This window comes from Pseudomonas sp., assembly GCF_002796985.1.
GTDB lineage: Bacteria > Pseudomonadota > Gammaproteobacteria > Pseudomonadales > Pseudomonadaceae > Pseudomonas.
In genome coordinates, this window is record NZ_PEKX01000023.1 from 1 (window position 1) to 21,925 (window position 21,925).

The window sequence follows — 21,925 nt, forward strand, 5'->3', positions numbered from 1 at the left end:
GGTGACGTTGACCTTGTCGCCAGCGACTTCGACCTTGGAGGCGAAGGTGCCCTGGGCGTAGCCAGTCAGCGCCGCCAGCATCTGGCCGGTCTGGTTGTTGTCGCTGTCGATGGCCTGCTTGCCGAGGATGACCAGCTGCGGCTGCTCTTTGTCGACGAGGGCTTTCAGCGACTTGGCGATGGCCAGGGAATTCAGCTCGTCGTTACTCTCGACCAGCACGGCGCGGTCTGCACCGAGGGCCAGCGCGGTACGCAGTTGCTCCTGCGCGCCATTCGGGCCGACCGAGACCACCACGATCTCGCTGGCGACGCCTTTCTCTTTCAGGCGGACGGCTTCTTCCACGGCGATTTCGCAGAAGGGGTTCATGGACATCTTCACGTTGGCCAGATCGACGCCGGAGTGGTCCGCCTTGACGCGGACCTTGACGTTGTAATCGACCACGCGCTTGACGGCTACGAGGACTTTCATTCGGGAACTCCAGAAAAAAACCGGGCCTTGCGGCCCGGAACAAGGGGTGACTCTGTGCAGGTTCGGTCCGTAGGGCGCATAACCGCTTGCGGTTATCCGCCGTCATTCGGGCCAGCGGCGGATAACGCTGGCGCGTTATGCGCCCTACGTTCTGTGTTTTAGGCAACGTCCATCAGTCGACTGAACGCCTGCAGATGATGGTCGTCGTCGCCGAACTGGTGGCTGATCATCACCAGGTGCTTGGCGTAGTGCGAACCCAGGTACTCGTCGGTGAGGCCGATGCCGCCGTGCAGCTGGATGCACTGCTCGGAGATGAAACGCCCGGCACGGGTGGTGATGTACTTGGCCGCCGCCAGGGCGCGGCTGCGCTCGGCGCTGTCGGGCTGGTCGGCAACGCAGGCGGCGAGGATCGCCATGCTGCTGGCCTGGTCCAGCTCGGCGCGCATGTCCACCATGCGGTGCTGCAGCACCTGGAAGGTGCCGATGGCGACACCGAACTGCTTACGGGTCTTCAGGTATTCCAGGGTCAGCTCGCAGGTAGCCTCCATGGCGCCGACCGCCTCGGCGCACTGCGCGGCGATGGCTCGGCCCTGCTGGTAGCGCAGCGCGTCGAAGGCCTTGCCGGGCTCACCCAGCACACACTCGCGGGCGACGAAAGCACCGTCCAGGTAAAGCTCGCAGGCCTTCAGACCATTGGCGGTCGGGTAGACGCGGCGCTTGACGCCCGCTTCGCTCGGGTCGAGCAAGAACAGGCCGATGCCCTGCTCGTCCCGTTCGCTGCCCGACACGCGGGCCGAGACCAGAACCAGCCCGGCGCTGTGCCCGCCGATCACCGCAACCTTGCGCCCGCTCAGACGCCAGCCACCGTTCACCGGCTCGGCGCGGGTGGTCACGCTGTTCAGTTCGTAGTGGCTCTGCGGTTCCTCGAAGGCCACCGCCAGTTGCAGCTCGCCGCTGGCAACGCGGGTGAGCAACTGGTCCTTCTGCGCGTCGTTGCCCAGCTGGGCCAGCAGGCCGCCGGCGAACACCACCGATTGCAGGTAAGGCTCCAGGCACAGGCCACGGCCCAGTTCGGTGTGTACCAGCAGGCTGTCCACACCGCCACCAAAGCCACCGTAGGCTTCGGGCAGGGAAACACCCGTCAGGCCCAGCTCGCCGAGCTGGCGCCAGAAGTCGGTGCTGTAGCCCAACTCGCTGCGGCGATAGGCCTCGCGCTGTTCGAATCCGTAGGCGTCACGTACCAGACGCGCCGCCGTGTCTTGCAGCATCTGCTGCTCTTCATTGAGTTTGAAGTCCATGGTCGGCTGCCTCTCAGAGCCCGAGGTTCACTTTGGAAACGATGTTCTTCTGGATCTCGTTGGAGCCGCCGTAGATCGAGAGCTTGCGCATGATGAAATACTGGCTGGCGGCGGTGGTGCTGTAGTCGGTGTGCAGCAAATCGCCGGCGCAGGCCTCCATCTCCTCTTCGAGGAACGGCAGCGCATAGGGCCCGACGGCCTTGCGCAGCAGGTGGGTGATCGCCTGGCGGATCTCGGTGCCGCGCACCTTGAGGATCGAGCTTTCCGCACCGCTGCCAGCGCCTTCGCGCGCGGCGGCGAGGATGCGCAGGTTGCTCATCTCGGCGGCCATCAGCTGCATCTCGATTTCTGCCACCTGGGCGCGGAACAGCGGGTCGTCGATCAGCGGCTTGCCGCCCTTGCGCTCGCGCGCCGCGATGCCCTTGAGCTGACGCAGCAGCTGCTTGGAGAAGCCGATGCCGGCAAGCCCGGTGCGCTCGTGGGTGAGCAGGTACTTGGCGCAGGTCCAGCCGTCGTTCTCCTGGCCCACCAGGTTCGCCACCGGCACCTTGACGTTGTCGAAGAAGACTTCGTTGACCTCGTGCTCGCCGTCCAGGGTGATGATCGGGCGCACGGTGATGCCGGGGGTCTTCATGTCGATCAGCAGGAAGCTGATGCCGCGCTGGGCCTTGGCCTGCGGGTCGGTGCGCACCAGGCAGAAGATCCAGTCGGCGTGCTGGGCCATGGTGGTCCAGGTCTTCTGGCCGTTGACGATGTAGTGCTCGCCTTCGCGCACGGCGCGGGTCTTCAGGCTGGCGAGGTCGGAGCCCGAGCCCGGCTCGGAATAGCCCTGCGCCCACCAGTCGGTCATGTCGAGGATGCGCGGCAGGAAGTAAGCCTTCTGCTCCTCGGTGCCGAAGTTGATGATCACCGGGCCGACCATCACTGCGCCGAATGGCAGCACCCGCGGCGCGCCGAAGATCGCGCACTTTTCCTCGAAGATGTACTTCTGCACCACGCTCCAGCCCGTGCCGCCGTGCTCCACCGGCCACAGCGAGGCGTGCCAGCCGCGATCGTTCAGGGTGCGCATCCAGAAGACGTTGTCTTGCTTGCTCAGGCGCTTGCCGAGCTTGACCTTGGCAGCCAGTTCGGCCGGCAGCTTGTCGCGCAGGAAGGCCCGCACTTCCTCGCGGAAGGCCAGCTCTTCGGGCGTGTAGTGGATATCCATCGAGGTGTTCCTCAGACCTGTTGTTCTTGTGCGCCGCGCAGGGGCGGCGGGTTGGGTGCTGTGGTCGAGTATCGGGATGCGGCGCGGGGCTGGCTGTAGTTCGTTCGGACCAATTTCGGAGGGGATTTTCCTCCCGTTCGGAAAGCAGAAAGCCCGCACGGCATGGGCCGGACGGGCTTTCTGTGATCTTCTGGCAGTCCCGTGCTCGGGCCTCCCCCTCACCCCAGCCCTCTCCCTCAGGGAGAGGGAGCCATCCGTGCCGGCTGACGCATGGGTTTCCTCCTGCACCGCACGGTCCCCTCTCCCCCTGGGAGAGGGTTAGGGTGAGGGCTGCGGATGACCAGGCTGAATCAGTGCTAATGCCTGGCTCCGCCCCCCTCCCTAGCCCTCCCCCGCAAGCGGGAGAGGGGACCGTTCGGCGCGGTCGGTTAGATAGAAGTCAGCCGGAAGACCCAGAGAACTAGAGCGCCGCCTCGCTCCCCAGGAACGCCGTGACCTGGCTCGACAACGTCCCGCCGTTGCCATGCAGCAGCGCGATATCGGCCTTCTTCAGCTGCCGCGCGCCGGCCTGGCCGCGAATCTGCGTCACCGCTTCGAGGATCAGGAAAATCCCGTACATCCCCGGATGCACGCAGGACAGGCCGCCACCATTGGTGTTCACCGCCAGCTCGCCACCGGGGGCGATGCGCCCGCCCTGGACGAAACGCCCGCCCTCGCCCTTCGGGCAGAAACCGAGGTCTTCGAGGAACAGGATCGTATTGATGGTGAACGCGTCGTAGAGCATCACCAGGTCGATGTCGGTGTGGCTCACGCCGGCCATCTGCATGGCGCGCGGGCCGCTTTCGGAAGCGGCGGTGACGGTCAGGTCCGGCATGGCGACGATGGAACGGTGCCACTGCGCACCGCCGGCACCGAGGAAGTACGCCGGCTTGTTCGGCAGGTCACGGGCGCGGTCGGCGCGGACCATGATGCAGGCACCGGCGCCATCGGTGACCAGGCAGCAGTCGGCGGCGCTCAGCGGGTCGCTGACCATCCGCGAAGCCAGCACGTCGTCCATGCTCAGCGGGCCACGGGCGAAGGCTTCCGGATTGAGGTTGGCCCAGCCGCGCGCGGCCAGTGCCACTTCCGCCAGTTGCTCGCGGGTGGTGCCGTACTGGTGCATGTGCCGGCTGGCCGCCAGCGCGTAGGAAGTGATCGGGTGGCGCGGCTTGTAGGCCGTCTCGTGCCACTGCGGCTCGCTCATCGACACCAGCTTGCCGCCAGCGGTGCGCTGGTTGGAGCCGTAGCAGATCAGCGCCACGTCACACAGGCCGGCCTGCAGCGCCAGGGTCGCCTGCAACAGGTGCCACTCGAAGCTGGAACCGCCGACGTTGGTGCCGTCGACGAACCTGGGCTTGATCCCCAGGTACTCGCAAACCGACAGCGTCGGGAAGGCATGGGAACTGGTGGCGGAGAACACCGCATCGACGTCGGAGAGTTTCAGCCCGGCATCGGCGATGGCCTTCAGCGAAGCCTGGCCGAGCAGTTCCATGGCGCTGAAGCCGTGGGCTTCACCGATCCCGGCGCTGCCGATGCCAACGATGGCGGTCTTGCCGCGAAGGGACGAATTCATGCCTGCACCTCTTCGATCAGGTCGAACACCACGAGCGCCTGCCCGTCTTCCTCGATCACCCGCGCCTTCACCCGGCTGCCGACGGGCGCGGTTTCCCGGCCTTCGATGCGCGACATCATGCGCACGCCTTCGTCGAGATCGATCAGTGCCACGTTATGGCTGGCGTTGCGCGAGCGGTTCACGGTGATGGCGTAGATGCGCCCGGTGCCGGCGGCCTCGACCCATTCCAGGTCGGTCTCGCCGCTGCCGGGAATGGCCACGCGCGGGTAGAACACATGGCGGCCAGTGGAAGCGCTGCGCTGGAGCATGAAGCGACCCTGCTGGAGGAACCGCTGGTACTGCGCCTCCGGCCCGACGGGCGCGGCGGCTGGGGGAGTCTCGGCCATGACAGGCTCCTGATTCACTTCTGATCGACGCGGCCGTGCAGGCTGCGCGTGTTGTTGATGAAAGTGCCCTTGCCGCGCGCCACCAGCTTGTCGCCGTCGAGCAGGTCGCAGCTGGCCACGCTGATGCTGCGGCCGAGCTTGTGGATCTGCACATGGACCTCGATCCAGCGCCCCGGCAGCGCCGGGCTCAGGTAATCCATGTCGAGGTTGATGGTGGCCGGTGGCAGCTCGCTGCCGGCGGTGAGCTTGATCGCCGTGCCGAAGCCGGTGTCGGCCAGGGTCGCGAGGAAGCCGCCGTGGGCGATGCCCAGCGGGTTCAGGTGCTCGGGCAGGATGCGCGCGGCCACCATGCGGCGCTCCAGATTCACGTAGACGCCCTGGCAGTTGGTGACGAAGCCGGGCCGCTCCATGGGCTGGAAGCCGGCAGGAACAGCGCCCTCCTCCTCGACGAAATCGGTAGCGCTCATGCCTCACCTCCCAGGTAACCACGGGCACGCTGCAGGCTGGCCCGGCACTCGCGGACCATGCGCTCCAGCAGCTCGGCGCAGCTGGGGATGTCGTCGATCAGGCCGACGCACTGCCCGGCGGTGACGATGCCGTCGTCCGCCTCGCCGCTCTCCAGCGCCGCGCGGCCACGGGCGCCGGCCACCAGGTGGCGGATGTCCTCGAACTGCGCGTTGCCGCGTTTCTCGATGCTCACCACTTCCTCGGAGATCGGGTTGCGCAGCACCCGTGCGGTGTTATGCAGGGTGCGGAAGATCAGCCGGGTGTCGCGTTCGGTGGCGCCGACCAGCGAGCGCTTGATGTTCTCGTGGATCGGCGCTTCGAGGGTGGCGCAGAAGCGCGTGCCCATGTTCACCCCTTCGGCGCCCAGCGCCAGCGCAGCAGCCATGCCTTCGCCATCGGCGATGCCGCCGGAAGCGATCACCGGCACCTGCAGGCGGCGCGCCGCCAGCGGGATCAGCACCAGGCCGGAGACATCGTCCTCGCCCGGATGCCCGGCGCACTCGAAACCGTCGATGGACACGGCGTCCACGCCCAGGCTCTGCGCCTTCAGCGCATGGCGCACGGCCACGCATTTGTGGATCACCGTCATCCCGGCCGCCTTGGCGCGGGCGATGAACTCGCCGGGGTTGTTGCCGGCGGTTTCCAGCACCTTCACGCCGCTGGCGATGATCACGTCCAGGTAGCGCTCGTAGGGCGGCGGGTTGATCGACGGCAGCAGCGTCAGGTTCACGCCGAAGGGTTTGTCGGTGAGCGTGCGGCAGCGCTCGATTTCCTCACCCAGCGCCTCCGGGGTCGGCTGCGTCAGCGCGGTGAGGATGCCCAGCCCGCCGGCATTGGAAACGGCGGCGGCCATCTCGGCGCGGCCCACCCACATCATGCCGCCCTGGATGATCGGGTAGCGGATGCCGAGCAGTTCGGTAATGCGTGTTTTCATGTTGCTGTCTCGAAATTCGGTTGGATGGGAACGCTGCCGGGAGCGGCGCACGCTCCCGGACAACGGACACTCACTGGTCCAAGATGATCACCGAGCGGGCCAGCTCGCCACGCTTGAGCTCGTCGAAGGCCTGGTTGATCTGCTCCAGCTTGATGCGCTGCGAAATCATCTCGTCGAGCTTCAAACGGCCCTGCATGTAGAAGTCCACCAGGCGCGGCAGGTCCACCGGGAAGCGGTTGGAGCCCATGAACGAGCCCTGCACCTTCTTCTCGCCGAGGAAATCCAGGCCAGGCAATTCGATCTTCACACCCGGCTTGATCATGCCGATGATGGTCGCGCTGCCGCCACGACGGAGCATGCCGAAGGCCTGCTCGGCGGTCTGCTTCAGGCCGATGCATTCGAAGGCGTAGTGCACGCCGCCGCGAGTCATTTCCAGCACCTGCTTCACGGCATCGCCATCCTTGCCGTTGACCACATCGGTGGCGCCGAAGGTCCTGGCCAGCTCCAGCTTGGAATCGAGCATGTCGATGGCGATGATCCGCGCGGCACCGGCCAGGGCCGCGCCATTGATGGTTGCCAGGCCAATGCCGCCGCAACCGATCACCGCCACGGTTTCACCGGGGCGCACGTTGGCGGTGTTGAACACCGCGCCGGTGCCGGTGATCACCGCGCAACCGAGCAGCGCGGCGCGGTCCAGTGGCATGTCCTTGCGGATCGCCACGCAGGCGTTCTCGTGCACCAGCATCTGCTCGGCGAAGCCACCGAGGTTCATGAACTGCGGAATCGGCTTCTGTACGTAGCTCAGGCGCGGCTCTTCGTCGCTGCCGCGCTTGGTGCTGGGCGACTGGCAGCGGTTCATGTGGCCGGTCACGCAATCGCTGCAGCAGCCGCAGAACGCCGACAGACAGGTGACCACGTGGTCGCCCGGCTTGACGCTGCGCACATCGGCGCCGACCGCCTCGACGATACCGGCCGACTCATGGCCGAGCAGCACCGGCAGCGGATAGGGATAGGTACCATCGACCACGTGCAGGTCCGAGTGGCAGACACCGCTGGCAACGGTGCGGATCAGCACCTCGCGCGGACCGGGCTTGGAGATGCTGACCTCTTCGATGGTCAGCGCGGCACCCGGTTGATGGAAAACGGCAGCCTTCATAAGGGAAAACCTCTTGGGCAGTGGTCGCGGACCATACCGCGCCCTGTGGGTCTTAACGGGTGATCAGGGAGGCGACTATCTGCTTGACCTGCTCGACGTAGGGCGGACGCATCAGGTCGGGACCATCTACCGGCTTCAACACCGCCTTGGCGTGGCTGAAGGTGCGGAAGCCATCGCGGCCGTGGTAGGAGCCCATGCCGGAAGGGCCGACGCCGCCGAACGGCAGGCTTTCGATACCGACGTGCTTGATCACGTCGTTGATGGTCACCCCGCCCGAGGTGGTGCGGCGCAGCACCAGCGCCTGCTCGTCGGCGTCGGCGCCGAAGTAGTACAGGCCCAGCGGACGCGGGTGGGCGTTGATGTAGGCGATCACCTCGGCGATGTCCTTGTACGGCTTGATTGGCAGCAGCGGGCCGAAGATTTCGTCCTGCATCACCTTCAGCTCGTCGCCGGGGTTGCGCAGCAGGGTCGGCGCCAGCTTGTGCCCGGTTTGCGCGGCGAAGTCCTCGCCGGCCGGGTTCAGTTCGATCAGTTCCACGCCCGCCGCGCGCGCTTCGTCCAGGTAGCCCTGCAGGCGCTGCTGGTGGCGGACGTTGATTACCGAGGTGTAGTCAGGGTTGTCACGCAGGCTCGGGTAGAAGCGTGCAACCACTTCGCGGGCGCTGGCGATGAAGTCGTCCAGCGACTCCTCCGGGACGAACACGTAGTCCGGCGCCAGGCAGATCTGCCCGGCGTTGTGCAGCTTGCCGGCGATGATCTTCTGCACCGCGGCCTGGAAGTCGGCCGAGCGGGAAATGATGGTCGGCGACTTGCCACCCAGCTCCAGGGTCACCGGCACCAGGTTCTCGGCGGCGGCGCGCATGACGTGGCGGCCGATGCTGGTGGCGCCGGTGAACAGCAGGTGGTCGAAGGGCTGGGCGCAGAACGCCTGGCCGACTTCCGGCCCGCCGGTGATCACCGCGACTTCGTCCTCGGCGAATACCGAGGCGATCATCCGCGCGATCAGTTCCGAGCTGTGCGGGGTGAATTCCGAGGGCTTGATGATCGCCCGGTTACCGGCGGCGAGTACCCCGGCGAGGCCGGTGAAGACCATGTTCACCGGGAAGTTCCACGGCGTGACGATGCCCACCACGCCCAGCGGCTGGTACTCCACCCAGGCTTCGCCACGCTCGCAGTGGCGCGGCTCGGGCTGCATCCAGCCGAGCAGTTGGGCCTTGGTCTGCTTCAGGCTCATCAGCGGCGAGAGCACTTCCACCACGCGGGAGAAGTCGTCGCTGCGCTGGCCGAAATCGGCGCGCACGGCGGCGATGATCTGGTCCTGGTGATCGACCAGCAGGCCGATGGCGCGGTCGATCAGTTCGATGCGCCGTTCGGCGCTCATCGGCTCGCTGGCCAGGTGGGCGGCGCGCTGCTTGTCGAGCACGGCGCGGATGGCGGCGCCGGGGCTGGTCTGGGTCATGGCGGGTATCTCGCTCGTTATTGTTGGGGTTCAGTCGTCGCGGCGCGACGGCCACTGGTATTGCGGGGCTTCCTTGCGCAGGAAGCGCGCGGAGGCTTCCTTCACGTAGCCGGACGTGAGCGCCACGGCCTGGGCGGCGGCTTCGGCGTCGAGCTGGGTGGCCAGGTCGTTCTCGAAGCTGCGTGCCAGCAGGCGCTTGCTCATGGCAAAGGCCGGCGGCGACATCTGCGAAAGAGCACGGGCCAGCTCCTCGGCGCGGACGGCGGCACGTTCGCCTTCGTGCCTTTCCAGGGCGATGCCCAGTTGCACGGCCTCAGCGGCGCCGATCTCGCGGGCGGAATAAATGATCTCGCGGGCGTGCTGCATGCCCACCAGGCGCGGCAGCAGCCAGGAGGCGGCCAGGTCCGGCACCAGGCCGATACGCGCGAAAGCCATGCAGAAGCGTGCGCGCTCGCTGGCGATGACGAAGTCGGCGGCCAGCGCCAGGCTGAAGCCGGCGCCGTAGGCCACGCCGTCCACCAGCGCGACCACTGGGCGGTCGAAGTCGGCCAGCGCGGCCAGCAGGCGGTTGGTCTCGGCCATGCGCATGCGCACGGCGGCGGCCTCGGGCGTGCCGCCCATGCTGCTGACGTCGCCGCCGGAGCAGAAGGCCCCGCCAGCGCCAGAAAGCAGCAGCGCGCGGACCTCAGGGTTGCGCCGTAGCACAGTGAGTGCGTCGATCAGCTCGGCAATCATCACCGTGGATAGCGCGTTCTTGCGTTCCGGACTGGCCAGCGTCAGGCGCGCCAGTCCGTCTTCGATAGAGAGCTCGATGCTCGACATGCGTACCTCGCGGCAGGCATCCCGGCGGGAATGACCGGGCCGCGCGAGGCGGCCCGGTCCACCCGCATCACAGGGTGCGGGCGATGATTTCCTTCATGATTTCGTTGGAGCCGCCGAAGATGCGGCCCACCCGGGCGTTGGCGTACATCCGCGCGATGGGGTACTCGAGCATGTAGCCGTAGCCGCCGTGCAGTTGCAGGCACTCGTCGATCACCTTGCAGTTCTGCTCGGTGCTCCACCACTTGGCGATGGCTGCGGTTTCACCGGACAGTTCGCCCTTGAGCACCTTGACCATGCAGTCGTCGACAAAGGCGCGGGCGATGACGGCGGTGCTCTGGCACTCGGCGAGCTTGAAGCGGGTGTTCTGCAGGTCCAGCAGGGTCTGGCCGAAAGCCTTGCGGCTGCGCACGTACTCGACCGTCTCGGCCACCGCGCGCTCCATGGTCGCCATTGCGCCGAGGGCGATGATCATGCGTTCCTGGGGCAGTTGCTGCATCAGCTGGACGAAGCCCTTGCCCTCCTCCGGGCCCAGCAGGTTGGCGGCCGGCACGCGCACGTCGTCGAAGAACAGCTCGGTGGTGTCCTGGCCCTTCTGGCCGATCTTCTCGAGGATGCGGCCACGGCGGAAGCCGGCCAGGTCCTTGGTTTCCACGACGATGATCGAGGTGCCCTTGGCGCCCTTCTCCGGGTCGGTCTTGGCCACCACCAGGATGATGTCGGCGTGGTAGCCGTTGGTGATGAAGGTCTTCGAGCCGTTGATCACGTACTCGTCGCCGTCACGCACGGCGCGGGTCTTGATCGCCTGCAGGTCGGAACCGGCACCCGGCTCGGACATGGCGATCGCCGCCACCATCTCGCCTCGGGCCATCTTCGGCAGCCACTCGAGCTTCTGTTCCTCGCTGGCGTAGCGCAGCAGGTAGTGCGCGACGATGCCGCTGTGCACGTTGGTGCCCAGGCTGGAACACATCGCCCGGCTCTGTTCCAGGGTAACGATGGCGTCGTGGGCGAAGGTGCCGCCACCGCCGCCGTACTGCTCGGGGATGCTGGGCAGCAACATGCCGAACTCGCCAGCTTTGAGCCACATGTCGCGGTCGATGTACTGCTGCTTCCACCAGCGCTCTTCATGGGGCGCCAGTTCGTTGGCGATGAAGCGGCGGATGGAGTCCTGGAAGATCACCAGGTCGTCGGTGATCCACGGCGATTGAGTGGCGCTCATGGCGGCTCCTCGGCAGTCGGTTCAAGAATTCGGGAAGAAGGCCGGCCGCGCTAGGCGGCCGGCAAAAGGGACGGTCAGGGACGACCGCCGCCGACAATCAGCACCTGGCCGGAGACGTAGTTCGACTCGGGGATGCAGAACAGGTACACGCCACCGGCGGCCTCTTCCGGGGTGCCGGCGCGGCCCATGGGGATCAGCGAGGCGGCGTTCTTCGCCATCTGCTCGCTGATGCCGACCTTCAGTTCGCGGCCGCCGACGTTGATGGTGGCGCCCTCGCCCGCCGCGGCGGAGGTCAGGCGGGTTTCGATCAGGCCGAAGGCGACACTGTTGACGCAGACCTTGTAGCGGCCCCACTCCTTGGCCAGGGCCTTGGTCAGGCCGTTGATCGCGGATTTCGCCGCCGAGTAGTTGGCCTGGCCGGGGTTGCCCATCACGCCGGAAACGGAGGAGATGTTGACCACCTTGCGGAACACCTCGCGGCCTTCCTCGGCTTCCTTCTTGGCGGCTTCGCGGAAGTGCCCGGAAGCGGCGCGCAGGATGCGGAACGGCGCGGAGACGTGAACTTCCATGATGTCGTCCCACTGCTGGTCGGTCATCTTCTGGATCACGTTGTCCCAGGTGTAGCCGGCGTTGTTGACGATGATGTCGAGGCCGCCGAAGGACTCCAGGGCGGTCTTCACGAAGCGCTCGCCAAAGTCCTTTTCAGTCACGCTGCCGACACAGGCGACGGCTTTGCCGCCTTCGGCGACGATCTGCGCGACCACTTCCTCGGCCGGGGCGGCGTCGAGGTCGTTGACCACCACGGCAGCGCCGTCGCGGTGCAGTTTGAGGGCGATTTCACGACCGATGCCACGGCCGGAACCGGAAACGATGGCAACCTGGCCGGCGAGTTTTTTGTTCATTGTTGTTCTCCTGTTTCAGGCGTCCAGGGCCACGACGGCTTCGCCGGACAGTTTGATTTCACCCGCCTGGTTGCGGGTGGTGATTTCCAGGCGCAGGGTGCCGGCGGCCTCGTCCTTTTCCAGCACGCGGCCGGAGCAGGTGATGGCGTCGCCCAGCTGGGTGATCGCGGCAAAGCGCACCGAGTAGCTGCGCAGGCGCTCCTGCGGCACCCAGTTGGTCAGCAGCCGGCCGAGGTAGGCCATGGACAGCATCCCGTGGGCGAACACGTCGGGCATGCCGGCCTTCTTCGCGAAGTCGATATCGACGTGGATCGGGTTGTGGTCCCCCGAGGCGCCGCAGTACAGCGCCAGGGTGGTACGGTTCACCGGGTCGGTGGTGAAGCTCGGCAGTTCGTCGCCGACGGCGATTGCATTCAGGTTCACGTTCGGCTCCTTATCCGTTGCGTACGACGAGGCTGTTGCGCAGCTCCGCCACCAGCTCGCCGGCACCGTCGGTGACGCGGGTCTCGCGCACCACGAACTCCAGGGCGCCGCCCTTCTTGTCGTAGATGTCGACGATCTTCGTCTCGAAGGAGAGGCGCTCGCCGGCGAAGGCCATGCGGTGGTAGGTGAAGCCCTGCTCGGCGTGGAGGATGCGGCCGAGGTCGATGTTCAGGCGCTTGAGCACCGAACCCGAGCCGCCGGCTTCCATGTCCAGGCAGAAGAGGAAGGTCGGCGGCACCGGCAGGCCGGGGTAGCCGGCGTCGCGGGCGGCGGTTTCGTCGCTGTAGCGCGCATCCGCCTGGCCGGTGGCCTTGGCGAAGAAGCGCAGGCGCCCCGCCTCGACCAGCTGCGTGTGGCTGGAGACCACCGCGCCGATATGGCTCTTGTCGATCATGCTCGCGGCTCCCGGATCACTGGCGCTGGAACAGGGTGACGACGCAGGCGCCGCCCAGGCCCAGGTTGTGTTGCAGGGCGAAGCGCGCGCCGTCCACTTGGGTGGCATCGGCGGTGCCGCGCAGCTGGCGAGTCAGCTCGAAGCACTGGGCAAGGCCGGTGGCGCCCAGCGGGTGGCCCTTGGAGAGCAGGCCGCCGGAAGGGTTGGTGACGATGCGCCCGCCGTAGGTGTTATCGCCGTCGAGGATGAATTTCTCGGCGGTGCCTTCGGGGGTCAGCATCAGGCCTTCGTAGGTGAGCAGTTCGTTGGCGGTGAAGCAGTCGTGCAGTTCCACGACCTGGATATCCTGCGGGCCAACGCCGGCCTTCTCGTACACGGCGGTCGCGGCATTACGGGTCATGTCGTAGCCGATGACCTTGCGCATGTCGGCTTCGTCGAAGGTGCTGTTGCGGTCGGTGGTCATGGCCTGGGCGGCGATCACCACGTCGGTGCGCAGGCCGTGCTTCTTGGCGAAGGCCTCGGAGCAGACGATGGCGGCGGCCGCGCCGCAGGTCGGCGGGCAGCATTGCAGGCGGGTCAGCGGGTCGAAGATCATCGGCGAAGCCATCACTTCATCGACGCTGACCACGTTGCGGAACACCGCCAGCGGGTTGCGCGCGGCGTGCTGGCTGGCCTTGACGCGAATGCGGGCGAAGGTCTCGCGGCTGATGCCGTATTCCTGCATATAAGCGCGCCCGGCACCGCCGAAGAACTGCGCGGCGCGCGGAGCCTGTTCGTCGAAGCCCTGTACCTGGGTCATGGTCTTGACGAAGCGGTCCATCGGCACGGTGCGGTCGGTGTAGGCGCCCTTCAGCGCGCCGGGCACCATCTGCTCGAAGCCCAGGGCGATGGCGCATTCCACCGCGCCGCACTCAACAGCCTGGCGCGCCAGGAACAGCGCGGTGGAGCCGGTGGCGCAGTTGTTGTTGACGTTGACCACCGGGATGCCGGTCAGGCCGACGCCGTAGACAGCGGCCTGACCGCAGGTGGAGTCGCCGTAGACGTAACCGACGTAGGCCTGCTGCACCAGCGCATAGTCGATGCCGGCGTCGGCCAGCGCGGCCTTGGCCGCATTGGCGCCCATGATGTGGTACTCGTCGCTCTGGCCCGGCTTGGTGAAGGGGATCATGCCGACCCCGGCCACCACTACTTTATTGCTCATGTGTTTCTCCTTGGGGATGGGCTTGTTGCGCGCGGTCAGTTGACAGCGCGGTTCTGGTCTTTCCAGTAGGGGGCGCGCAGCTCGCGCTTGAGCACCTTGCCGGCCGCCGAGAGCGGCAGCGCGGCAACGAACTCGACCGATTTCGGGCACTTGTAGCCAGCGATGTGCTGGGCGCAGTGGGCGCGGATGTCGTCGGAGCAGATGTCGCTGCCAGCGCGCAGCACGACCACCGCGTGTACCGCTTCGCCCCAGCGCTCATGAGGGATGCCGATCACCGCGCAGCTCTGCACGGACGGGTGGCGGGCCACCACGTTCTCGACCTCGGCCGAGTACACGTTCTCGCCACCGGTGACGATCATGTCCTTGAGGCGGTCGACGATGAACAGGAAGCCGCGCTCGTCCATGTAGGCGCCGTCGCCGGTATGCAGCCAGCCGTTGCGCAGGGTCTTGGCGGTTTCTTCCGGGCGGTTCCAGTAGCCGAGCATGACGTTGGGGCCGCAGACGATGATCTCGCCGACCACGCCGCGCGGGACTTCGTTGCCCTCCTCGTCGACGATCTTCACCAGGCCGCCGAAGCCGCCACGCCCGGCGCTGCGCACCAGGCCGCTGGCGATGCCTTCGGCCTGGTGGGTCCATTCCGGGCTCACCGAGATCACCGGCGAGGATTCGGTCATGCCGTAGGCCTGCATGAAGGCAATGCCGGGGAACTTGGCCAGCGCCTGTTCCAGCACCGGCAGGGAGATCGGCGAGGCGCCGTAGGCCATGCGCTTGAGGCACGACAGGTCGTGGCGCTCGAAGTCCGGGTGGTTGATCACCGCCTGGAGCATGGTCGGCACCAGCAGCATCTCGTTGATGCGCTCGCGCTCGATGGTCTGCAGCACTTCCAGCGGATCGAACATCGGGATGAACACGTTGACGTAGCCACCGATCACCTGGCTCAGGCAGCGCGCCATCGCGGCGGTGTGGAACATCGGCGCGGCGTGCAGGGTGCGCGAGTCATCCTCGGCGGGGAACTCGGCCATGCGCGCCACAGCGGAGGACCAGAGGTTCATGTGCGACTGCATTACGCCCTTGGGCAGGCCGGTCGTGCCGCCGGTGTACATGATCGAGGCGAGGTCGTTGCCGCCGCGCATGGCGTCCTCGATGGGCTCGTGGCTGGCAATCAGGCCTTCGAAGGAGTGCATGCCCTCGGGCGCCGCACCGTCACCGACGTGGATCAGCACCGGGGCGCTCTTGGCGCCGGCGCGGATGCCTTCGGCCTGGTGCAGGAAGTGGTCGTCGATCAGCAGGATTTCGGTCTGGCAGTCGTCCAGCGAGTAGACGATCTCCGGCACGCTCCAGCGGATGTTCACCGGGTTGAGCACGCCGCCGCCCCACCAGGTGGCCAGCATGTATTCCAGGTAGCGGTCCGAGTTCAGGGCCAGCATGCCGACCCGGTCGCCGCTGCGCATGCCCAGTTGCTGCAGGGCCGCGGCCAGGCGCGAGACGCGCTCGCCCTGTTCGCGGAAGGTCCGCGTGCGGCCGCGGAAGATGGTCGCTACGTGGTCCGGGTCCTGCTGCAGCATGCGCTGCAGGCCTTGGGTCAGGTACATGGCAGGTCTCCAATCGTGTTGTTCTTGTGAGTTCGATACTAGGGAGGGGCGTTGAGCGCGGCGTCGGTCGAAGGGATGAAGCTGCGGGGGATTGGCGGGTGGTTCGAAGGGACTAGGGGGGTAAGGCGTTGGGGGGAATCGATCGCGGACGGAGTCCGCTCCTACGCACACGGGTGGCGCGGTGCAGAGTCGTAGGGCGGCGGGGCAACCGGTGAGTTCGCTGCTGGGCGGTTCGCGAGCAATAACGGTGGCGTCCCCCTCGCTCCTACAGGGACGCGCCGGACCGCTCTTCGTAGGAGCGAGCTTGCTCGCGAAGCGAACTTGCCGGCAGCGCCATAAAAAAGGGCCAGGCGCCCGAAGCCGCCTGGCCCTCCCCCGTACAACTCCGTATCAGCTGACCTGCATCTCGCCCAGCGAAGCCACGCGGCTCGGCTCCGAGGCGTTGCGCTCGGCCAGCAGCAGGTCGGCGCACTTCTCGCCGACCATGATGGTCGGCGCGTTGGTGTTGCCGCCCACCTGCAGCGGGATCACCGAGGCATCGGCCACCCGCAGGCCCTGCACGCCACGCACACGCAGCTGCGGGTCGACCACCGACTGTTCGTCGCCACCCATCCGGCAACTGCCCACCGGGTGGTAAACGTTGTCGCAGTGCTCGCGGATCATCCGCTTCACCGCTTCGTCGTCGCTGCCGTCGAACTTCAGGTGGCCATGGAACAGCGGCTTGCCGCCGAAGCGCGTGAGCACCGGCTGTTCGAGGATCTGATGCACCAGCTTCACGCCCTTGAGCATGGTCGCCATGTCGCGCTCGTCCTGCAGCAGGTTCAGCTCGATCAGCGGGTCGTCGCGCATGTCGGCGCTGTGCAGGCGGACCTGCCCGCGGCTGTACGGGCGCAGCACGCAGACGTGGATCGAATAACCGCTGCCGTAGTGGAAAGTGCGCCCGTGGTTGTCACCGGAGGACATCACGAAGTGCAGCTGGATGTCCGGGTCGGCCAGTGCCGGGTCGGTCTTGAGGAAGGCTCCGGCCTCGGTGAAGGTGCGGGTGAACAGACCGCCGCGCTCGCGCTTGTACTTGCGCCACTGCCCCAGGTAGCTCAGGGCACCGCGCACGGTCACGCCGAACAGGTCGGTGCTGAAGATGCGCTTGTGCAGGATCAGGTCCGGGTGCTCCTGCAGGTTCTGCCCCACCTCGGGCGCGTCATGCAGCGGAGCAACTCCCATCTGCCGCAGGTGCTCGGCCGGGCCGATGCCGGAGACCATCAGCAGTTGCGGCGAGACCAGCGTGCCGGCGCAGACGATCACTTCCCGCGAGGCATGCAAGGTCACTTCCTGGCCGTCACGTTCCACCAGCACGCCAGTGGCACGCTTGCCCTGGAACAGGATGCGCAGGGCGCGGCTGCCGGTCAGCACCTGTAGGTTCGAGCGCCCGCCGTTATGCGTCGCATCGCCGGCATTGCCACGGTGCAGGTAGGCCCGCGCAGCGTTCCAGCGCTCGCCGTTGAACTGGGTGACCTGGAAGTAACCCACGCCCTCCTGCTGCGGCCCGTTGAAGTCGTGGTTGTAGGCGTGGCCGGCGCTGGCCGCAGCCTCGATGAAGTGGCGCGCCCAGGAGCACGGCGAGCGCGGGTCGACGACATGCAGTGGGCCGCTGCCACCGTGCAGCGCGTCGTCCTTGCCGGCGGCGCGCTCGTTGTTCTCGGCGCGCTTGAAGTAAGGCAGCACCTCCTTCCAGCTCCAGCCTTGGCAGCCGGCAGCGGCCCAGCCGTCATAGTCGGATGGCGTGCCACGCAGGTACAGCATGCCGTTGATCGAGGAGCTTCCGCCCAGCCCGCGCCCGCGTGGCAGGTAGCTGGCGCGCCCGGCCAGGCTGGGCTGCGCGGTGCTTTCGTAGGCGTAGTTGTAGTCGCCCTTGCGCGGAATGGTCAGCACCAGCCCCACCGGCACCGTCACCTTGCCGGTGTGGTCGTGGCCGCCGGTTTCCAGCAGCGCGACGCTGCAACCGGCATCGGCCAGGCGACCTGCCACGGCGCAGCCGGCAGAGCCTGCGCCTACCACTATATATTCGTACAAGCGTTCCATCGGTTCACCTTTCTTGTTGTTGTGCTTTTGGCCCCCGCCGCTGCGGGGTTCAGATGACACCGGCCTGCTGCAGGTCGGCGATGCGTTCGTCACTCAGCCCCCAGTCGCGCAGCACCGCTTCGCTCTGCGGCTCGCCCGGCGCCTGCGTCGGTGTTGCGGCCGGGGTGCGGCTGAAACACGGAGCTGGCGCGGGCTGAAGTACGCCGTCGAGTTCCAGGTAGGTACCGCGCTCGCGGTTGTGCGGGTGCTGCGCGGCCTCGGCCCAGTCGAGCACCGGGGCGAAGCAGGCGTCGCTGCCTTCGAGCAGCTCGCACCACTGGGCGCGGCTGCGTTGCAGGAACAGTGCGGTGAGCTTGACCTTGAGCTGCGGCCACTGACGCGGGTCCATCTGCTGCTGGAACTGCGGATCGTCGATGCCGCAGCGCTGCAGCAGTTCGGCGTAGAACTGCGGCTCGATGGCGCCCAGGGCGATGAAGCGGCCGTCGGAGCATTCGTAGGTGTCGTAGAAGTGCGCGCCGCCATCGATCAGGTTGGTGCCGCGTTCGTCACTCAGGCGGCCGGAGGCGCGGAAGCCGTACATCATCGCCGAGAGCAGCGCGGTGCCATCGGTCATGGCGGCGTCCACGACTTGCCCCTTGCCGGAGCGCTGCGCTTCCAGCAGCGCGCAGAGCACGCCGAAGCCCAGCAGCATGCCGCCGCCACCGAAGTCGCCGATGTAGTTGTGCGGCACCACCGGCTTCTCGCCGGGCCGGCCGATGGCGTGCAGCGCGCCGGCCAGGGCGATGTAGTTGATGTCGTGGCCGGCGGCCTGGGCCAGCGGGCCGCTCTGGCCCCAGCCGGTCATGCGGCCGTAGACCAGCTTCGGGTTGCGCTGCTGGCATTGTTCCGGGCCCAGGCCCAGGCGCTCCATCACGCCGGGGCGGAAGCCTTCGATCAGGGCGTCGGCGCCTTCCACCAGTTGCAGAAGCGTCTCCACGCCCTCGCTCCGGCGCAGGTCCAGGGCGATGCTGCGGCGACCACGACCGAGCACATCGAAGCGCGCCCGCTCGCCCAGCGCCTGGCCGGGACGCTGCACGCGGATCACCTCGGCGCCCATGTCGGCCAGCAGCATGGCGCAGAACGGTGCCGGCCCCAGGCCGACCATCTCGATTACCTTCAATCCCGTCAGCGGGCCCGCCATCGCATCGCTCCTGTCTGGCTGTGCAAGCGCCGGGATATCCGGCGGCTCCCAGCCTAGCGACGGGCCGACGGCCAACAATGGTTCGAACGGACGAAAACGCTGCCTAGTCCGCTCACGGGCGCTTGCGGGTCAGTGGCGTGCCTCAAACTACCGAGTAGTTCGAATGAACGACTGCGATTACGCCGCCGGCCGTGGCAAGATGCCGCGATACAGAACAACAAACGAGCCGGCGGCGCGCCCAGCGCAGCCACACGACCGGCCAGCGGAGTCGCCATGTCTGACCAGTTTTCCGCCAGCTCTTCCAGCCCTGCCGCTGGGGTCGCTGGGGCCACCGCGCCGCTGCGCATCCTGTCGAGCAAGTTCGCCACGCCGACCGCCTCGTCCAGCCACCTGCCGCGCCTGCACCTGCTCGATCAGATGGAGCAGTCCAGCGCACGGCTGATCCTGCTCCGCGCCGCCGCCGGCTTTGGCAAGACGACCCTTCTGCAGCAGTATCGCGAGCGTTGCCTGGCCCAGGAACGCCAGGTGCTCTGGCTCAACCTGGATGCCGCGGACAACGACCTGCAGCGCTTCGTCGCCCACCTCGCCAACGGCCTGCGCCAACTCGATGCCGCGCCGCCCGCCGAGCCGCTGGGCCTCGCGCAGCAGATGCAGGGGCTGCTGGAAGAACTGTCGGACCGCACGCGCCCCTTCGCCCTGCTGCTGGACGAGTTCGAGGCGATCCATAACCCGGCGGTGCTCAACTTCGTCCAGCAACTGATCGACTGCCTGCCACCCTGTGGCGTACTGGTGCTGGCCTCGCGCTCGACGCCGGACATCGGCCTGGGGCGCATCCGCGCCCGTGGCCAGTTGCTGGAGTTCAACCCCGGCGCGCTGCGCTTCTCCCTCGAAGAAGCGACCCGTTTCATCCGCGACAAGCGCGAGCTGCCGCTACGCGACGCCGAGATCGCCACGCTCTACCGCTGCACCGAGGGCTGGATCACCGCCATCTACCTCGCCAGCCTCTCGCTGCAAGGGCGCACCGACCACGCGGCCTTCGTCTCCAGCTTCTCCGGCAGCAACCTGGAGCTGGCCGAGTACCTCACCGAGGACATCCTCGCGCGGCAGACCGAGCCTTGCCGGCAGTTCCTCCTGCTCACCAGTGTCCTCGACCAGCTCAGTGTGCCGCTGTGCAACGCCGTCACCGGCGGGCGGGACGGCCAGGAAATGCTTGCCCACCTGGAGCGCGCCAACCTGTTCCTCTTCCCGCTGGACAACGAGCACCAGTGGTTCCGCTACCACAGCCTGTTCGCCAGCTACCTGCGCGATGCCCTGCAGCGCTACTACCCCGGCCACGCCGCGCAGTTGCACCAACTGGCGGCGCAGTGGTACCTGAGCGAGCAGCGCCCGGTACCGGCCATCGACCATCTGCTGCAAGCCGGCGCCCGCGACGAGGCGGCGCACCACCTGAGCCGTCATGTCGGCGAGTTCATGGACGTCGGCCGTTCGCGCCTGCTGCTGCGCTGGCTCGATCAGATTCCGCCGCAGACCCTGCAGCGCTACCCGAACCTGTGCCTGGGCTATTCCTGGACCCTGGCCCTGCACCGCCGCTACACCGACGCCCTGGCCAGCATCGCGCTGCTGCGTGGCGCCACAGAGGACGGCGAGCAACCGGCGGCCCTGGAGGCGGAAACCATCCGCTGCCTGCTGTTCGCCGTCACCGACCAGGTGGAAGCCTGCTGCGAGGCCGGCTTGGCGCATATCCAGCGCATCCCCGATGACGAGCAGTTCCAGTACGGCGTGATCGCCAACTGCCTGGGCTACAGCCTGGTCTCCACCGGGCGCTACGAAGAGGCGCGGCGCCTGCTGTCGCGGGCCATCCTGCGCTGTTCGCAGAGCCGCACGCAGTCCATGGGCAGCGTGGCCAGTTGTCTGGAAGGCGCGCTGGACATGATCCAGGGGCGCCTGGGCAACGCGGTGGCGCGCCTGCAGGCGGCCTTCCCGACGCAAGTCGCTGGCGGCGCGGAAAAGATCCTCGCCGGGCGTCCCTCGCTGGAAATCACCCTGTCCATCGCCCTCTACGAAACCGATGCGCTGGATGAAGTGGAGCAACTGCTGGGCGACGTGCTGCCCCACGCCAAGGAGAGCAGCCCGCCGGATTCGCTGATTTCCTCCCATGTGCTGCTGGCCCGCGTGGCCCTGCTCAAGGGCGACCGCGATGCCTGGCTGCGCCTGCTGGCGGACCTGGAGCAAATCGGCCTGCAAGCCGGCTCGGCACGGGTGATCTGCTCGGCGTGGCTGGAGCGCGCCCGCGCGGCGACCCTGGAGAATCGGCTGGAGTCGGCACGCCAGGCCTTGCGCTACGCCGAGATCCATGGCGACTGGGAACGGCCAGGTATCCTGCTGCATGGCAACGATGTCGACACCCCGAGCATCGCCCGCTTCCGCCTGTGCATCGCCCAGGGCGACTGCGCGGAAACCGAGCTCGAACTGCGCGCGGCGATGGTTGAAGCCCAGAGCCGCCAGCACCATCGCCGCGAACTCAAGCTGCGCCTGCTGCATGCCCTGGCGCTCAGCGCCCTGGAGCGCACCGAGGAATCCTTCGAGGCGCTCAGCGAGGCGCTGCGCTTCGCCAGCCACGAAGGCTTCATGCGTACCTTCCTCGACGAAGGCCCGCGCCTGGGCAGCCTGCTGCAACGCTGGGCGGTGCCGCATCAGGCGCAGTCGCGGGCGCTGGGCATCGAGCCGCGCTTCCTCACCACCCTGCTGCAACGCTTCGTCGGCCACGGCGAAACGCCGAGCAACGGCCAGGCGGCCGGCGCCGCCGGTGAAGGCCTGACCACCCGCGAAATCCAGGTGATCCGCCTGCTGGCGGCGGGGCACCGGAACAAGGTGATCGCCGAGAAGATGTTCCTCTCCGAATTCACCGTGAAATCGCACCTGCGCAACATCAACGCCAAGCTTGGCGCCCAGGGGCGTACCGAGGCGGTGGCGATTGCGCGGGCGCGCGGCCTTCTGGATTGATCACCGCCATTCCCCTGCAGCGGACC

19 protein-coding genes are annotated in these 21,925 nt (G+C 67.3%); 1 reads left to right on the top strand and 18 read right to left on the bottom strand.

What is annotated here, in order from left to right:
* The 18 genes from CTR55_RS25925 to CTR55_RS26010 form a co-directional block, all read right to left on the bottom strand.
* The coding region (locus CTR55_RS25925) for an electron transfer flavoprotein subunit beta/FixA family protein (protein ID WP_296290553.1) at positions 1–468 on the bottom strand (468 nt) is incomplete at its 3' end.
* Positions 469–626: 158 nt separating this feature from the next.
* Complete coding sequence (locus tag CTR55_RS25930; protein ID WP_296290554.1) at positions 627–1,766, bottom strand: acyl-CoA dehydrogenase; 1,140 nt, start codon at positions 1,764–1,766, stop codon at positions 627–629.
* 13 nt (positions 1,767–1,779) lie between these two features.
* Positions 1,780–2,973, bottom strand: a complete 1,194-nt coding sequence (locus CTR55_RS25935) for an acyl-CoA dehydrogenase family protein (RefSeq protein ID WP_296290555.1) — start codon at positions 2,971–2,973, stop codon at positions 1,780–1,782.
* Between the two features lie 460 nt (positions 2,974–3,433).
* Positions 3,434–4,585: a thiolase gene (locus CTR55_RS25940; protein ID WP_296290556.1), complete on the bottom strand. Its 1,152-nt coding sequence runs from the start codon at positions 4,583–4,585 to the stop codon at positions 3,434–3,436.
* The gene (locus CTR55_RS25945; RefSeq protein WP_296290557.1) at positions 4,582–4,971 is read right to left on the bottom strand and encodes an OB-fold domain-containing protein; all 390 of its coding nucleotides are present in this window, start codon (positions 4,969–4,971) and stop codon (positions 4,582–4,584) included. Before CTR55_RS25945 ends, CTR55_RS25940 begins: the two co-directional genes overlap by 4 nt.
* Positions 4,972–4,985: 14 nt before the next feature.
* Positions 4,986–5,438, bottom strand: a complete 453-nt coding sequence (locus tag CTR55_RS25950) for a PaaI family thioesterase (RefSeq protein WP_296290558.1) — start codon at positions 5,436–5,438, stop codon at positions 4,986–4,988.
* On the bottom strand, positions 5,435–6,412 hold the full coding sequence (locus tag CTR55_RS25955) for a nitronate monooxygenase family protein (RefSeq protein WP_296290559.1): 978 nt from the start codon (positions 6,410–6,412) through the stop codon (positions 5,435–5,437). Before CTR55_RS25955 ends, CTR55_RS25950 begins: the two co-directional genes overlap by 4 nt.
* A 70-nt stretch (positions 6,413–6,482) precedes the next feature.
* Positions 6,483–7,568 carry a Zn-dependent alcohol dehydrogenase gene (locus CTR55_RS25960; protein ID WP_296290560.1) on the bottom strand — a complete coding sequence of 362 codons (1,086 nt, stop codon included), beginning with the start codon at positions 7,566–7,568 and terminating at the stop codon, positions 6,483–6,485.
* 52 nt (positions 7,569–7,620) lie between these two features.
* Complete coding sequence (locus CTR55_RS25965; RefSeq protein ID WP_296290561.1) at positions 7,621–9,027, bottom strand: coniferyl aldehyde dehydrogenase; 1,407 nt, start codon at positions 9,025–9,027, stop codon at positions 7,621–7,623.
* A gap of 30 nt (positions 9,028–9,057) precedes the next feature.
* The gene (locus CTR55_RS25970) at positions 9,058–9,849 is read right to left on the bottom strand and encodes an enoyl-CoA hydratase/isomerase family protein (RefSeq protein ID WP_296290562.1); all 792 of its coding nucleotides are present in this window, start codon (positions 9,847–9,849) and stop codon (positions 9,058–9,060) included.
* Positions 9,850–9,916: 67 nt separating this feature from the next.
* Positions 9,917–11,065, bottom strand: a complete 1,149-nt coding sequence (locus CTR55_RS25975; protein WP_296290563.1) for an acyl-CoA dehydrogenase family protein — start codon at positions 11,063–11,065, stop codon at positions 9,917–9,919.
* Positions 11,066–11,139: 74 nt separating this feature from the next.
* Positions 11,140–11,967 carry an SDR family NAD(P)-dependent oxidoreductase gene (locus CTR55_RS25980; protein ID WP_296290564.1) on the bottom strand — a complete coding sequence of 276 codons (828 nt, stop codon included), beginning with the start codon at positions 11,965–11,967 and terminating at the stop codon, positions 11,140–11,142.
* A 15-nt stretch (positions 11,968–11,982) separates the two neighbouring features.
* The gene (locus CTR55_RS25985; RefSeq protein WP_296290565.1) at positions 11,983–12,390 is read right to left on the bottom strand and encodes a MaoC family dehydratase; all 408 of its coding nucleotides are present in this window, start codon (positions 12,388–12,390) and stop codon (positions 11,983–11,985) included.
* Between the two features lie 10 nt (positions 12,391–12,400).
* Positions 12,401–12,844: a MaoC family dehydratase N-terminal domain-containing protein gene (locus CTR55_RS25990; RefSeq protein ID WP_296290566.1), complete on the bottom strand. Its 444-nt coding sequence runs from the start codon at positions 12,842–12,844 to the stop codon at positions 12,401–12,403.
* Between the two features lie 16 nt (positions 12,845–12,860).
* On the bottom strand, positions 12,861–14,045 hold the full coding sequence (locus CTR55_RS25995; RefSeq protein WP_296290567.1) for a lipid-transfer protein: 1,185 nt from the start codon (positions 14,043–14,045) through the stop codon (positions 12,861–12,863).
* A 35-nt stretch (positions 14,046–14,080) separates the two neighbouring features.
* Positions 14,081–15,637 carry a long-chain fatty acid--CoA ligase gene (locus CTR55_RS26000; protein WP_296290568.1) on the bottom strand — a complete coding sequence of 519 codons (1,557 nt, stop codon included), beginning with the start codon at positions 15,635–15,637 and terminating at the stop codon, positions 14,081–14,083.
* Between the two features lie 390 nt (positions 15,638–16,027).
* Positions 16,028–17,716 carry a GMC family oxidoreductase N-terminal domain-containing protein gene (locus CTR55_RS26005; RefSeq protein ID WP_296290569.1) on the bottom strand — a complete coding sequence of 563 codons (1,689 nt, stop codon included), beginning with the start codon at positions 17,714–17,716 and terminating at the stop codon, positions 16,028–16,030.
* A gap of 49 nt (positions 17,717–17,765) precedes the next feature.
* Positions 17,766–18,896: a CaiB/BaiF CoA-transferase family protein gene (locus tag CTR55_RS26010; protein WP_296290570.1), complete on the bottom strand. Its 1,131-nt coding sequence runs from the start codon at positions 18,894–18,896 to the stop codon at positions 17,766–17,768.
* Positions 18,897–19,169: 273 nt separating this feature from the next.
* Between CTR55_RS26010 and CTR55_RS26015 the strand changes: the two genes are divergently transcribed.
* Entirely contained in the window at positions 19,170–21,899 is a 2,730-nt protein-coding gene (locus CTR55_RS26015) for a LuxR C-terminal-related transcriptional regulator (protein WP_296290571.1), read from the top strand.
* Positions 21,900–21,925: the final 26 nt, after the last annotated feature.